14 protein-coding genes are annotated in these 14,268 nt (G+C 70.0%); 10 read left to right on the top strand and 4 right to left on the bottom strand.

Annotated elements, in window-relative coordinates; genetic code table 11:
- Positions 1-13 precede the first annotated feature (13 nt).
- Complete coding sequence (locus tag RBJ65_RS31600) at positions 14-1,192, top strand: amidohydrolase family protein (protein WP_306320042.1); 1,179 nt, start codon at positions 14-16, stop codon at positions 1,190-1,192.
- A 21-nt stretch (positions 1,193-1,213) separates the two neighbouring features.
- Here the strand turns inward: RBJ65_RS31600 and RBJ65_RS31595 are convergent, their stop codons facing one another.
- Positions 1,214-1,894, bottom strand: coding sequence for a TetR/AcrR family transcriptional regulator (locus tag RBJ65_RS31595; RefSeq protein ID WP_306320041.1), 681 nt, complete (start codon positions 1,892-1,894; stop codon positions 1,214-1,216).
- Positions 1,895-2,047: 153 nt separating this feature from the next.
- Between RBJ65_RS31595 and RBJ65_RS31590 the strand changes: the two genes are divergently transcribed.
- The 4 genes from RBJ65_RS31590 to RBJ65_RS31575 all read left to right on the top strand — a co-directional run bounded on the left by RBJ65_RS31590 (position 2,048) and on the right by RBJ65_RS31575 (position 5,465).
- Positions 2,048-3,052 carry an acyl-CoA dehydrogenase family protein gene (locus RBJ65_RS31590; protein WP_306320040.1) on the top strand — a complete coding sequence of 335 codons (1,005 nt, stop codon included), beginning with the start codon at positions 2,048-2,050 and terminating at the stop codon, positions 3,050-3,052.
- Positions 3,049-4,230 carry an acyl-CoA dehydrogenase family protein gene (locus tag RBJ65_RS31585; RefSeq protein ID WP_306320039.1) on the top strand — a complete coding sequence of 394 codons (1,182 nt, stop codon included), beginning with the start codon at positions 3,049-3,051 and terminating at the stop codon, positions 4,228-4,230. Before RBJ65_RS31590 ends, RBJ65_RS31585 begins: the two co-directional genes overlap by 4 nt.
- Before the next feature lie 90 nt (positions 4,231-4,320).
- On the top strand, positions 4,321-4,953 hold the full coding sequence (locus RBJ65_RS31580) for a TetR/AcrR family transcriptional regulator (RefSeq protein ID WP_306320038.1): 633 nt from the start codon (positions 4,321-4,323) through the stop codon (positions 4,951-4,953).
- 41 nt (positions 4,954-4,994) lie between these two features.
- Entirely contained in the window at positions 4,995-5,465 is a 471-nt protein-coding gene (locus RBJ65_RS31575; protein ID WP_306320037.1) for a hypothetical protein, read from the top strand.
- Positions 5,466-5,481: 16 nt separating this feature from the next.
- Here RBJ65_RS31575 and RBJ65_RS31570 read toward each other — a convergent pair whose 3' ends face one another.
- Entirely contained in the window at positions 5,482-6,387 is a 906-nt protein-coding gene (locus tag RBJ65_RS31570; protein WP_306320036.1) for an LLM class F420-dependent oxidoreductase, read from the bottom strand.
- 204 nt (positions 6,388-6,591) lie between these two features.
- Here RBJ65_RS31570 and RBJ65_RS31565 point away from each other — a divergent pair, with 204 nt between their 5' ends.
- The 3 genes from RBJ65_RS31565 to RBJ65_RS31555 are packed head-to-tail and all read left to right on the top strand — an operon-like array spanning position 6,592 to position 9,486.
- Positions 6,592-7,851: an aromatic ring-hydroxylating dioxygenase subunit alpha gene (locus RBJ65_RS31565; RefSeq protein ID WP_306320035.1), complete on the top strand. Its 1,260-nt coding sequence runs from the start codon at positions 6,592-6,594 to the stop codon at positions 7,849-7,851.
- Between the two features lie 21 nt (positions 7,852-7,872).
- Complete coding sequence (locus RBJ65_RS31560; protein WP_306320034.1) at positions 7,873-8,202, top strand: hypothetical protein; 330 nt, start codon at positions 7,873-7,875, stop codon at positions 8,200-8,202.
- A gap of 15 nt (positions 8,203-8,217) precedes the next feature.
- Complete coding sequence (locus RBJ65_RS31555; RefSeq protein WP_306320033.1) at positions 8,218-9,486, top strand: amidohydrolase family protein; 1,269 nt, start codon at positions 8,218-8,220, stop codon at positions 9,484-9,486.
- On the opposite strand, the gene RBJ65_RS31550 is transcribed toward RBJ65_RS31555, so the two are convergent.
- Positions 9,477-10,532 (bottom strand): dihydrodipicolinate reductase, encoded by a 1,056-nt coding sequence (locus tag RBJ65_RS31550; RefSeq protein WP_306320032.1) that lies wholly within the window; start codon positions 10,530-10,532, stop codon positions 9,477-9,479. The two genes, RBJ65_RS31555 and RBJ65_RS31550, sit on opposite strands and share 10 nt — an antisense overlap.
- Positions 10,533-10,592: 60 nt before the next feature.
- Entirely contained in the window at positions 10,593-11,333 is a 741-nt protein-coding gene (locus RBJ65_RS31545; protein WP_306320031.1) for an enoyl-CoA hydratase/isomerase family protein, read from the bottom strand.
- 121 nt (positions 11,334-11,454) lie between these two features.
- Between RBJ65_RS31545 and RBJ65_RS31540 the strand changes: the two genes are divergently transcribed.
- The gene (locus RBJ65_RS31540; RefSeq protein ID WP_306320030.1) at positions 11,455-13,017 is read left to right on the top strand and encodes an AMP-binding protein; all 1,563 of its coding nucleotides are present in this window, start codon (positions 11,455-11,457) and stop codon (positions 13,015-13,017) included.
- A 35-nt stretch (positions 13,018-13,052) separates the two neighbouring features.
- Entirely contained in the window at positions 13,053-14,234 is a 1,182-nt protein-coding gene (locus RBJ65_RS31535) for an amidohydrolase family protein (RefSeq protein WP_306320029.1), read from the top strand.
- Positions 14,235-14,268 lie beyond the last annotated feature (34 nt).

The raw sequence follows: 14,268 nt of genomic DNA, 5'->3' as shown, positions 1-14,268 counted from the left end.
GGAGGGAGAGCCCATGGCTTCGCGCACGCTGCCATATCCCCTGTTCGACGCGGACAACCACCTGTACGAGACCGAGGAGACGCTGACCAGGCACCTGCCGGACCGGTACCGCGGCGCGATCCAGTACGTGCAGGTCAACGGGCGCACCAAGATCGCGGTACGCGGCCAGATCAGCGAGTACATCCCCAACCCCACCTTCGACGTGGTCGCGCGCCCCGGCGCCATGGAGGACTACTTCCGCCACGGCAACCCCGAGGGCAAGAGCCGCCGGGAGATCTTCGGTGACCCGATGCGCTCGGTCCCCGCCTTCCGTGCGCCCGAGCCCCGTATGAAGCTGATGGACGAGCTGGGCATCGACCGCACGCTGATGTTCCCGACGCTCGCCAGCCTCATCGAGGAGCGCATGCGGGACGACCCGGAGATGATCCACGCCGTGGTGCACGCGCTGAACCAGTGGCTCGACGAGGTCTGGTCGTTCAACTACCACGACCGCATCTTCACGGTCCCGGTCGTCAGCCTGCCCATCGTCGACAAGGCCATCGAGGAACTCGACTGGTGTGTCGAGCGCGGCGCCAGGGCGATCCTGGTGCGCCCGGCCCCGGTGCCCGGATTCCGTGGCCCGCGGTCCTTCGCGCTGCCCGAGTTCGACCCCTTCTGGAAGCGGGTCGTCGAGCACGACATCCTCGTCACGATGCACTCCTCCGACAGCGGCTACGCGCGGTACAGCAGCGACTGGGAGGGCGCCGGCGGCGAGATGCTGCCGTTCAAGACCAATGTCTTCCGGATGATGGACCAGTGGCGGCCGGTGCAGGACGCCGTGTCCTCCTGGGTGTGCCACGGCGCCCTGTTCCGGTTCCCGGAGCTGAAGATCGCCGTCATCGAGAACGGCTCCGACTGGATCGCGCCGCTGCTGCAGAACCTCGCCGACGTCTACAAGAAGGCGCCCGAGGGCTTCGCCGGCGACCCCGTGGCGGCGGTCAAACGCAACATCCACGTCAGCCCGTTCTGGGAGGAGGACCTCGGCGCGCTCGCGGATCTCATCGGCGAGGACAAGGTGCTCTTCGGGTCGGACTACCCGCACCCGGAGGGCCTCGCGGAGCCGACCAGCTACGTGGACGCGCTGGAGGGCATGAGCCAGGAACGGCAGGCGAAGATCATGGGTGGGAACCTGGCCCGGCTGCTCAAGGTGTGAGGTCCGTCGAACGGGTCGTGCTCAGTCCGCCTTGGCGAACCCGTGCGAGCAGAACGCCCACACCTCGTCGGCGGTGAGCGGATGCGCGGTGTCGTCGTCCGGGGCGCCTGCCGCCTGCGCGTTGAACATGACGGTCTGCATCGTCAACGCGGCCATCCGGTGCGGCGAGACGTCGGAGAGGAGCCGGCCGGCCTCCGCCGCCTCGTCCATCAGCTCGGCGAACAGCGCGAGCAGCGGGGCGTGCGCGACCTTCACCTCGGCGGGGTGGGAGACCAGCAGCTTGGGGGCGAAGTCGGTGAACAGCGGGCGCTGGGCGGCCGGATCGGGCACCGACAGCTCGAAGAGCAGGTGCACGGCGGTCTTGAGACGGTCCAGCGGATCGGACTGGCCGGCAGCGGCGGCCCTGATCTGCTCGGCCGTGCGCCCCAGCGCGTCCTCGAGCAGTGCGAGCAACAACTCGTGCTTGCCGTCGAAGTGCTGGTAGAAGCTGCGCAGCGACTGACGGGACCGCTCGACGACCTCCTGGACGGTGAAGCCGGTGGTGCCCCGCTCGGCCATGATGGCCTGCGCCGCGTCGAGGAACCGGCCCACCCGTTGCTCGGCGCGACGTATCGCGGCCTGAGTGGAGCGCTCGATCGCGCGCTGCTTCCATGCGGGTTCTTCGCTCGCCGTGCTCACCGACCCGCTCGTCTTCTGCGCCATACCAAGAACATTACTGCAGGGTACCCACGGGCCAGGCGGGGAACCGGCCGCCCGGCCCCGCGAACGAGACCATTACTTTCGCGGAACGAGAATGTTATTCTCTCGCGGTGCGCGGCAGCGTGCGGCGCGACGGAGCGCAGGCAGGAGGCCGGGATGCTCTTCGAGTTCGACTCGGATCAGCGACTGTGGCAACGGACCGTCCGGGAGGCCGTCTCCAAGGAGTGCACCCCGGCCTTCGTCCGGTCCGTGGCGGAGGGCGGGGCCGACCCCGCGCCGCTGTGGCGCACCTATCAGAAGCTCGGCTGGACCGAGTTCACCGACCCGGCCGACGCCGTCGAACTCGGCATCGTGCTTGAGGAGTTGGGGTACGCGGCCGATCCGACGCCCTACCTCGCGACCATGACCCAGTTCGCCCCGCTCGCCCCCGAGGTCGCACAGGAAGGGGTGTCGGGCGCCGCGGTGTTCGACGGGGTGCGGGTCCGCCGCGAGGGCGCCGGATGGACCCTCAGCGGCACCGCCACGTACGTCCTCGACGCCGACCGCGCGGAGCGGTTCGCCGTGGCCACCGGCGAGGGCGTCTTCGTGGTGCCCGCCGGCCAGGTCGCCGTGACCCCCTTGCCGGTCTTCGATCCGCTGCTGCACGTCGCCGATGTCACCTTCGACGACGTACGTGTCACCGACGACATCCGCACCGGGTCCGACCCGGGGCGTGCGCGCCACCTCGCCCTGGCGGGCCTTGCGATGACCATGGTGGGAGCCTGCCGGCGCATCCTCGACCTGGCCCTCGACCACGTCCGCACCCGCCACCAGTTCGGCGTGCCGGTCGGGTCCTTCCAGGCCGTGCAGCACAAGGCGGTCGACATGCACGTGGCGGTCGAGCGGGCGCGCGCCCTCGCCTACTTCGCCATGATGACCGTCGCGGCCGACGATCCGCGCCGCGAGGCGGCCGCCGCCATGGCCAAGGCATCGGCAGGAGAGTGCCAGTCCCTCGTGTTCCGGCACGGTGTGCAGCTGTTCGGGGCGATGGGGACCACCTGGGAGAACGATCTGCAGTTCGCGCTGAAGCGGGCCAAGGCCGGGGAGCTGATGCTCGGCGGCGCCGCCGAACACCGGGCCCGGATCGCCGAGCTCGCGAGCCGGAACGGGGGAGTGGCATGAAACTCACCTTCGACGACGAAGTCGAGTCCTTCCGCGCCGAATTGGCGGCCTTCCTGGAGGCGAACCTGCCGCCCGAGGCGGAGGCGGCGGAACGCTCCCGCTCCAGCGCCCACCTCCCCGACTGGGCCCGGCGCTGGCAGCGGACCCAGTTCGACGCGGGCTGGCTGCTGCCCGGCAACCCGCCCGAGTTCGGCGGCCGGAACGCCACCGTGGTGCAGCAGTACGTGCACCTGGAGGAGCTCGCGCGGCGCCGCATCTACCACACCTTCAACCCCCAGGGCGTCGGCATCATCGCCGCCTCCCTGCTCTCCTTCGGCTCCGAGGAGCAGAAGCGGCGCTGGGCAGTGCCGATTCTGCGCGCCGAGATCAGCGCGGCCCTCGGCATGAGCGAGCCCGGGGCGGGGTCCGACCTCGCCTCGCTGCGCACTCGCGCCCAACTCTCCGACGACAGGACCCACTTCACGGTCAACGGCCAGAAGGTGTGGACCTCCGGCGCCCACGACGCCGACGTGCTCCTGACGTTCGTACGCACCGACCCGGAGGCCCCCAAGCACAAGGGGATCAGCGTGCTGCTGATCCCCACCGACACCCCGGGCGTGACCCGCCGCCCCTTCGCGGCCTTCACGGGCCCCGACGACAAGGACTTCAACGAGGTCTTCTTCGAGGACGTACGGGTGCCCGCCGACAACCTCGTCGGCCCGCTCAACGAGGGCTGGCGGGTGGCCAACGGCTCACTCGGCCACGAGCGCACGCTGATGTGGCTGGGCGACGCCGAGCGCATGAGCGACCTGCTGCGCGACTTCCGGCCGCGTACCCCGCTGGAGAAGGACTGGTACGCCACCCTGGTCATGGACCGGCAGGCGCTCACCCTCCTCGGCACGGCCGCCCTGGCACGCGCCGCCCGCGGCGAGACCGATGTCCCCGCCCTGTCCGTGCTCAAGGTGTTCGGCTCCGAGGCCTCCCAGAAGGGCCTGGAACGAGCCCTGGAGGCGGCGGGGCCCGAGGGGCTGATCCATCCCAAGAACACGGCGCCGTACCACCACATGAGCTTCGACGACGCCTTCTCCAGCTGGTTCCACCGCTACGGACGCAGCTTCGGCGGCACCATCGCGGGCGGCACCTCCGAGATCCAGCGCGGCATCGTCGCGCAACGAGTACTCGGCCTGCCGCGCGGCTGAGATCTCCAACATCCGGTACGTGCACGGGACTTGTCGATCCGCGCGAAACCAACCTACCTTCACTTCAGTAGGTTGGTCGAAGGAGACCGGATGCCCGAGCCGATGGCAGATCAGGTGCCTGATCAGCGGCCGTACGCCACGCTGCTCGCCAAGGGCGAGGAGCGGCGTCGGAAGATAGTGACCGTGGCGCAGCGACTCCTCGTGCGCCACGGATGGCGCGCCATCACGCTCGCGCAGATCGCCCGCGAGGCGGGCATCAGCACGGCCGGTCTGCTGCACCACTTCGACTCCAAGGAGCAGCTGCTGCACGCGGTTCTCGACGCCCGCGACGTGTCCGACGACGCCTACCGCCAGCAGCCGGGCGACCCGCTGCGCCAGATGGAGAGCCGCGCCGAACGGTTCCACCGGGCTCCGGAACTGGTCGGCATGTTCGCCGTGCTCCTGATCGAGAACCTCGCGCCCGACGCCCCGCTGCACGACCGCTTCCTCACCCGGTACCGGGCCGGAGTCGACACCATCGCCGCGTTCATCCGGCAGGGGCAGGACTCGGGCAGGTACCGCACCGACCTCGACCCAGCCGTCAAAGCGGTGGAGATCGTCGCCTTTCTCCACGGGATGGAGACATCGTGGTTGCTCGACCCCTCGATTCCGCTCAGTGCCGTGTTCCGCGAGTACGCCAGGTCGCTCGCCGCGCAGCTCGCCCGGCCGGCCGGAACGCCCTGAGGCCGCGCCTCGTCCTCCTCGCGCCGACCGCGGCCGACGCGGTGCGCGGCGCGGGCGGCTGGCTGTTCGACCGGGCGGCGGCCGGCTGGGACGCCACGGCGCTCGTCGTACGCCGCGGCGACGAGCGCGCCCTGCGGATCCTCGGCGCGCACGCGGCCGATCTGGCGGCGGCGCCCGTGGCGTCGGCTCCCGGGCCGGGACGTCTCGCCGTCGCGGTGGAGGCAGGTCTGTACGCCACCGACGAGCGGGTACGACACCTGGTGGCGCGGACCCGCGAGAGCGGCCTCGCCGACATCAGGTTCTGGGGCGCGACCACGACGACGGACCTCGGCGACGGCGGCGGGCCGGCACACCACCGGCTCAGCGTCGCCGCCCGCGCCTTCAAACGCCGGGCGCTGGACGCGGTGGCGCCCGGCGCGTCGGAGCCGGTCGGCGCGGAGGAGTTCTTCCGGCGGGGCGGGGCGCTGCGGGCGGACCAGGGGCCGGCGGCCGTCGCGAGGAGTGTGCGCTGAGCCACCGGCCTTCGGGTCAGTGCGTGTACGTCGTACCGAACGCCTCCAGGAACTCCAGGGTTGCCGCCGCCGAGCGGTGCGGGCACGACACGGCAACCCATGTCACCCCGGCCTTCTCCAACGCGGCGAACGCCTCCCGGTGCCGGTCCGCCTCCAGGGCCGGCTCGCCGAGACCTGCGTCCTGGTACGAGTGCAGGACGTCGATGCGCTCACCGCGTCCCGCCGCGGCGGTGGCGCGGCGCACCTCCTCGATGGCGCGGGCCAGTTCGGGGAGCGGCCCGAGCGCCGGCGTGCGGGCCGTCGCGCTCAGTTCCGCGCCGCCGGACATCGGCATCCAGCCCTGCGCGCGCTCCGCCGCCCGACGCCGGCTCAGCCGCGAGTTGCCGCCGATCCACACCGGTATCGGCTGCTGCGCCGGACGCGGCAGGGCCTGCGCGTCACGGACGTTGAAGTGCCGCCCCGCGTAGCTGAACGGCTCCCCGCTCCAGTGCAGCGGCAGCACGTCCAGGACTTCGTCGAACAGGGCGTTGCGCTCCTCGAAGTCGACTCCCAGGGCGTGGAATTCGCCCTTGAGGTACCCGGCGCCGAGGCCGAGCGTCAGGCGCCCGCCGGAGAGCCGGTCGAGCGTCGCCGCCTGCTTGGCCAGCAGGAGCGGATTGCGGTACGGGGCGACGGCCAGATACGTCAGCAGCCGCAGCCGCGTGGTAACGGCCGCCGCGTGGGACAGCGCCACGAAGGGGTCCAGCGTCTGGTGCCCGCCGTGGTTCAGCCACCGCGCACCGGGTGCGGGGTGTTCGCTGAAGGAGAGGCCCGAGAACCCGAACTCCTCAGCGGCACGGGCCACTTCGGTCAGCTGCCCCGCGTCCAGCAGGTCGGCGTCCGGCCCCTGCGCCTCCGGGTAGTGGAACAGGAATCGCATCATCACGCATCCTCCGGTTCTGTGCGGATCTGTCGGCCGTGTCGGCCGCTGTGGCGGGTACGGCGAGGGCCCTGCCTGCGCGGACCGCTTGACGCACGATCAGACGGGAGAATACCGTTCTCACAACTAGAGATCGAGGTTATCGAATCTAGCGAGTACCGAGTCATCGACCGTGAGTGGTGTCGTCGGACTGGAGGGTCGGACCCCATGGCGCATTTCAAGAAGCCGGCTGAGGGCAGCTGGACCGAGCATCTGAAGATCGGCACCAAGCCGATCAGCTACGAGGACTCGATCTCGCCCGGGCACTACGAGCTCGAGCGGGACGCCATCTTCCGCAGGACGTGGCTCAACGTGGGCCGGGTGGAACAACTGCCCCGCAAGGGCAGCTACTTCACCAAGGAACTGGACGCCGCACGCACCTCGGTGATCGTCGCGCGCGGCACCGACGACGAGATCCGCGCCTTCCACAACGTCTGCCGCCATCGCGGCAACAAGCTGGTGTGGAACGACTTCCCGAAGGAAGAGACCAGCGGCGTGTGCCGCCAGTTCACCTGCAAGTACCACGCCTGGCGCTACGACCTGGAGGGCAAGCTCGCCTTCGTCCAGCAGGAGGACGAGTTCTTCGACCTGGACAAGGCCGACTACGGGCTCAAGACGGTGCACACGGAGGTCTGGGAGGGGTTCATCTTCGTCAACCTCGACCCCGACAACACCACGCCGCTGCGCGAGTATCTCGGCGAGTTCGCCAAGGGCATCGAGGGCTACCCGTTCCACAAGCTCACCCAGGTGCACAAGTACCGGGCGGAGATCGGCGCCAACTGGAAGCTGTTCATCGACGCCTTCGCCGAGTTCTACCACGCGCCGATCCTGCACTCGGGCCAGTACATGGCCGACGAAGCCCGCAAGATCCAGAAGTACGGGTACGAGGGACTGCACTACGCCACCGACGGCCCCCACTCGATGGTGTCCTCCTGGGGCGGCATCGCGCCCCCGCACGACCGCAAGATGGTCAAGCCCATCGAAGCCGCCCTGGAATCCGGCCTGTTCGGCCCGTGGAACGCCCCGGACATCGGCGTGGAGACCAAGGACCTGCCGCCCGCCATCAACCCGACCCGCGACAAGCGCTGGGGCATGGACTCGTTCGTGTTCTTCCCGAACTTCATGCTGCTCATCTGGCGGCCCAACTGGGTGCTCACGTACCACTACTGGCCGACCTCGTACAACACGCACATCTTCGAGGGCACCTGCTACTTCGTGCCGCCCTCCAACGCTTTCCAGCGCCTCCAACAGGAGCTGGCCGCCGTCTCGTTCAAGGAGTACGGGCTGCAGGACGGCAACACGCTCGAGGCCACGCAGACCATGCTCGAATCCCGCACCGTCGACACGTTCCCGCTCAACGACCAGGAAGTGCTGCTGCGGCACCTGCACGACTCCGCGCGCTCCTACGTCGACGAGTACCAAGGCTGAATCCCGGAGGTTCACCCCGCCATGGCCAATGTCTTTCCCGCCGGTTTCGAAGCCCTGGAGCCCTTCGCCGACTGGGCGGTCCAGGGCGAGAAGGCCCGCTACGCAAAGCGGCTCGCCAGCACCATGGACGAGCTCGACGCCTTCTACAACGCCGCGTTCCCGCTGCTCCAGGCCAACAAGGAGTACCTGGAGCGGGTCACGCTCGACGACATCTCGGAGCAGGACAAGCGGCTGCTGTGGCTGTTCTGCGCGCTGGTGACGGTCGCCTTCCCGGTCGAGGCCTGGCGGCAGCCGCGGGTCCCCGACTCCGGCCCCTCCAGCATCGACGCCGTCCTCGAACCGGCCGTCTGACCCGGGAGGCCGACCATGCCCCGCCCGCACACCCCACAGCCCCCCGTCCTGCTCCGCGCCGCCCGCCTCCTCGATGTGGACAAGGGTGAGTACGTCACCCCGGGCGAACTGCTCGTCGAGGGCGAACACATCACCCGCGTCGGGTCCGGCGCCGTTCCCGACGATGCGGTGATCGTCGACCTCGGCGACCTCACCCTGCTGCCCGGACTCATGGACATGGAGGTCAACCTGCTGCTCGGCGGGCCCGACCACCGCAGCCCGCTGATCGCCGTGCAGGACGATCCGGCCGTGCGCACCCTGCGGGCCGTCGCCAACGCGCGCAGGACCCTGCGCGCCGGATTCACCACCGTGCGCAACCTGGGGCTCTTCCTGCAGACCAACGGACTGCTCCTCGACGTGGCACTGAAGAAGGCCATCGACCACGGCTGGATCGAAGGCCCCCGAGTCGTGCCGGCCGGGCACGCGATCACACCCACGGGCGGGCACCTGGACCCGACGATGTTCCAGGCGTTCGCCCCGCACGTGCTGCCGTTGACGGTGGAGGAGGGGATCGCCAACGGTGTCGACGAGGTGCGCAAGGCGGTGCGCTACCAGATCAAGCACGGCGCGTGGGTCATCAAGGTGTGCGCCTCGAACGGCGTGATGTCGCACACCGGCCCGGCCGGCGCCCAGCAGTACTCCGACGAGGAACTGCGCGCCATCGTCGACGAGGCGCACCGCGCGGGACGCAAGGTCGCCGCGCACTGCATGGGCGAACAGGCGGTCACGGCCGCGCTCGACGCCGGCATCGACTGCATCGAGCACGGCTTCCTCACCAGCGGCGAGACCCTCGACCGGATGGTGCGCGAGGGCACCTTCCTGGTGGCGACCACCTCCCTCAACGACGAGATGGACACCTCGCACGCCGACCCCGCACTGCAGGCCAAGGCCGCCGAGGTGTTCCCGCGGGCGCGCGCCACGATCTCCGAGGCCATCCGCCGCGGTGTGCGAGTGGCCTGCGGCTCCGATGCCCCCGCGATCCCGCACGGGCGCAACGCGAAGGAGCTGATCGCGCTCGTGAAGCGAGGCATGTCCCCACTCGACGCCATCCGCGCCGCGACCACCGTCTCCGCCGCCCTCATCGACGTCGACGACCGTGGCAGGCTCGACACCGGCCTCCTCGCCGACGTGATCGCCGTACCCGGCGACCCCCTTTCGGAGGTCGCGGTCACGGGCGACGTCCGGTTCGTGATGAAGGGCGGCAGGATCCACCGCAACGACGTGGGCGGAGCCCGTCAGCCTTGAGGGAAGGTCGACACCATGTGCGGCAGATCGGCCGTCGTACGGATCCCGGGAGCCGCCGCGCACACCCACGGCACCGCGTTCACGGCGCGGTTCGCGGTGTAGCCGGGGTAGGTGGCGGCGGCGTTCTCGGGGGCCACCGGGAAGCGGACGGTGACATCCAGCGGGGCGTCACCGTCCACGGTCAGCCGCCAGCCGGTGTCCCGCAGGTCCCAGTCGCGGTCCAGGTCCTCGGTGCAGTACCAGCTCGCACGGAACCGCAGCACGGGTCGGCCCGCGCGCGTCCAGGCCACGGTGACCCGCTGCGCCGCCACCGAACCGGCCTCCAGCACCCCCGCGGCGATGGTCGTACGCGAGCGGGCGTACGCGAACTCGCCGTGCACCTCGGCCTGTTCGACCTCCAGGCCCAGCGCGTCGGCGACCACCCGCAGCGACGGCGCGAAGCTCGACTTCAGCGAGGCGAGTCGCCGCTCGTCGAACGCCTCGTGCCGCCCGCCGAACCCCATCACCTCGAAGAGCAGCCCGGGGGAGGGGCGCTTCGACAGATCGGCGAACTCCTCTATCAGTAGCCCGTCGAGCCGCCGCTGCACGGACGCGAGCACCAGCGGCAGCGCCTCCGTCACGAAGCCGGGGCTGCTGCCCGTGCTGTGGATGCTGCTGCCGCCCGCCTCACAGGCGGCCTCGATGCGGCGCCGCAGGGACTGGTCCATGGCCTCGGGGTGGTGAAAGTCGGTACGCGTGGCGACGACGTTGACGCCCGCCTCCAACAGCGCGCACACCGCGTCGGCGTCCAGCTCGCGCGGCGCGTAGAGCACACAGTCCGGCTTGAGGTCGAGGACATCCGCCAACTCCGTTGTCGCGCGCACGCCGAGCGGCGGAAGGCCGCACAACTCACCCGCGTCCAGGTCCGACTTGTCGGCGCCGTACACAAGGACGCCGACCAACTCGAGCTCCGGATGCTCGGCGATGCCCCGCAGCGTGCGACTCCCGATGTTCCCGGTCGCCCACTGGACGACACGGTGCGACGCCTTGCGTCCCGTTTCCGTCATGCCGGAAACGGTACTCTCGCCATAAGAGAAGCTGAATACCCGAGTAGTGGGCGCCGTGCCCTACTTCCCCCGCGACATCACCCGATCCGCCGCCGCCCAGTGCTCGTCGGAGACCCACAGCCGCGCGAAGGCCGTCGCGGCCTCCTGGGCCGAAACCCCCGGTGGCCGCACCACACGCTTGATCGACCGAGCCGGCCGATGCGCCAGCGCCTGGGCCGACTTCCGCCAGCCCGCCTCGAATTCACCCCGCGGCAACACCCGGTCCACAACGCCCTCCCGCTCGGCCTCACCGGCGCTCAGCACCTGCCCCGACCCGGCAAGCAGCAACGCCCGCCCCGGCCCCACCAGCGCCGCGAGCCGTTCGGCCCCGCCCCACGCCGGCATGATCCCCAGTGCGACCTGGTTGAAGGCGATCCGTACGTCGTCGGCCGCGACCCGGATGTCGGCGGCCAGCGCGAACTCGGCGCCGCCGCCGAAGGCGTGCCCGTTCAACGCGGCGATCACCGGCCCCGGAAACGCGGCGATGCGGTCGCAGATCGTGCGCATCCGCAGCGCCATCTCCATGGCGGCCTCTTCGGTGCGCAGCGCCGCCAGTTCCTTGAGGTCCCCGCCCGACACGAACGCCTTCTCGCCGGCCCCCTTGATGACGAGCGCGTGTGTCGTGCCACCGGACTCGGCCTCGTCGACGGCGTCGAGCACCTTCTCCAGCCGGTCCATCGTGGCGGGCCCGATGGCGTTGCGTGCGTGCGGACGGTTGATGGTGACGACGGCGAGTGCGCCGTCCAGCTCGAGGTCGACCATGCGAAGCCCTCCCGTAAGTGTGGAACCAGCATATGGAACATAGCTTCTCTATCTGAGAGAGTTTAATTCTCATACGCGTTCTCGCGTGCAGGGGCATGCCACGAGGAGGTTGGTTTCTTCCATGCCGACGATCCCGGTCACCGCGCTCAGAACGATCCCGCCCGAGCTGGCCCGGCGCTACGAGACCGAGGGCTGGTGGACCGTCGAGACTCTCGGTGAACTCCTGACGGAGCGTCTGCGGCTGGCCCCCGACGCGGAGTTCAGGGTGCATTCGAAGGTGCGCCCCTGGTCCGGCACCTTCGCCGACGTGGAGCGGTCCGCGCGGCGGCTCGCGGCAGGACTGCATGAGCGCGGCGTAGGGCCGGGCGACGTGGTCGCCTTCCAGCTGCCCAACTGGCGGGAGGCGGCCGTCGTGTTCTGGGCCTCGGCCCTCCTGGGTGCGGTGGTCGTGCCGATCGTGCACTTCTACGGCCCCAAGGAGGTCGGCTACATCCTGCGCTCCACACGGCCGAGCGCCTTCTTCGCCGCCGAGCGCTTCGGCCGCCAGGAGTTCCACCCCGAACTCAGCGCGTCCGTACCCGTGGTGGGAATCGTGGGACGTGATTTCGAGGAGCTGCTCGCCGACGAGCCGATGGCGGGCTTCCTGCCCGCCGACCCGGCCGCGCCCGCACTGATCGCCTTCACCTCCGGCACCACGCGCGACCCCAAGGGGGTGGTGCACAGCCACCAGACGCTGCTGTGCGAGACACGGCAGCTGTCCGCCGCCTACCCGCCCGACCGGGGCAAGCAGTTCACGGTCGCGCCCGTCGGGCACTTCATCGGGATGGTCAACGCGTTCCTGATCCCCGTGCTCGACGGCTCGCCGATCAACCTCGGTGACGTATGGGACCCGGCCCAGGCGCTCGACCTCATCGCCCACGAGGACCTGGTCGTCGGCGGGGGAGCGACGTACTACATGACGAGCCTGCTCGACCATCCGGACTGCACGCCCGAGCACGTCTCCCGCCTCAAGTACGCGGGGCTCGGCGGCTCCGCCGTCCCGTCCGCCGTGACGACTCGTCTGGAGGGGCTGGGCATCAGGGCGTTCCGCTCGTACGGATCCACCGAGCACCCCTCCGTCACCTGGGCCCCGCACGACGGCCCCGCCCGGATCCGGCTGCACACCGACGGCACCCCGCTGGGCGGCGTGGAGGTGCGCCTCGACGAGGACGGGGAGATTCTCACCCGCGGCCCCGACCTGTGCCTCGGCTACACCGACCCCGAACTCACCAAGTCGGCTTTCGACGCGGACGGTTGGTATCGCACCGGCGACATCGGCGTCGTCGACGAGGACGGCTGCCTGTCCATCGTCGACCGCAAGGCCGACGTCATCATCCGTGGCGGCGAGAACATCAGCGCCCTGGAGGTCGAGGAGGTGCTGCTGGGCATGGCCGGCGTCGCGGAGGCCGCCGTGGTTGCCGCCCCCGATGCCCGCCTCGGCGAGCACGCGGCCGCCGTGCTGCGCATGCTGCCCGGCCAAGTCCTGCCCGGCCTGGCCGAGTTGCGGGCGCACTTCGAGCGCGCGGGCATCGCCCGGCAGAAGTGGCCGGAGGAGATTCACGGCGTCGAGGACTTCCCGCGCACCGCCAGCGGCAAGGTGAAGAAGTTCGTACTCCGACAGGACGTTGTCTCGCGCAACCGGTGAGAATATGATTCTCCCAATCGGTTAAGGAGGATCTCATGCCTTCGCGCAGCCTGCCCTTCCCGCTGTTCGACGCGGACAACCACCTCTACGAGACCCGGGAGGCGCTGACCCGGTACCTGCCCAAGCAGTACGACGGGGCCATCGAATACGTCGACGTCCGCGGCCGCACGAAGATCGCGATCCGCGGGCAGATCAGCGAGTACATACCGAACCCGACCTTCGACGTCGTCGCCAGGCCCGGCGCGATGGAGGAGTACTTCAAGCTCGGCAACCCCGACGGAAAGACCCGCCGGGAGATCTTCGGCGAGCCGATGCGTGCCATCCCCGCCTTCCGCGAACCGGGCCCCCGTCTGCAACTCCTCGACGACCTCGGCATAGAGCGCTCCCTGATGTTCCCGACGCTCGCCTCACTCATAGAGGAGCGGATGAAGGACGACCCGGAGCTGATCCACGCGGTCATCCACGCGCTGAACGAGTGGCTGCACGAGACCTGGGGGTTCGTCCACCAGGACCGCATCTTCACCGTTCCCGTGGTCACGCTGCCGTTCGTGGACAAGGCGATCGAGGAGCTGAACTGGGTGGTGGAGCGCGGCGCCCGCGCGATCCTGGTCCGCCCGGCGCCCGTGCCGGGACCCGGCGGTGTCACCCGTTCCTTCGCACTGCCCGAGTTCGACCCGTTCTGGAAGCGGGTGCAGGAACTCGGAGTGCTCGTCACCTTCCACTCCTCCGACAGCGGCTACTCCAACTACGCCAACGACTGGGAGGGCGGCACCCGCGAGTTCCTGCCCTTCAAGCCCAATGCCTTCCGCCAGATCGCGGAGTGGCGGCCGATCGAGGACGCGGTGTCGTCGATGATCTGCCACGGCATGCTCTCCCGGTTCCCCGAGCTGAAGGTCGCGGTGATCGAGCAGGGCGCCTCCTGGGTGGAGCCCGTCCTCGGCCGGCTCGCCGACGTGTACAAGAAGATGCCGCACGAGTTCCAGGAGGACCCGGTCGAGGTCTTCAAGCGGCACATCCACATCAGCCCGTTCTGGGAGGAGGACATGGCCGCCCTGGGTGACCTCATCGGCATCGAGCGCGTCCTGTTCGGCTCCGACTACCCGCACCCCGAAGGCCTCGCCGATCCCCTCAGCTACGTCGACTTCCTCGGCAAGCTCGACGAGACCGACAAGGCGAAGGTGATGGGCGGGAACCTGGCCCGTTTGATGGCCCCGTGAGCGCCCCCGGAAGCGGCCCGGCGAACGTACCCGT

It is taken from the genome of Streptomyces sp. KL109B (assembly GCF_030766935.1).
Classification (GTDB): domain Bacteria; phylum Actinomycetota; class Actinomycetes; order Streptomycetales; family Streptomycetaceae; genus Streptomyces.
The sequence above is the reverse complement of the archived record's forward strand: the minus strand, read 5'-3'. Positions and strand labels throughout refer to the sequence as shown.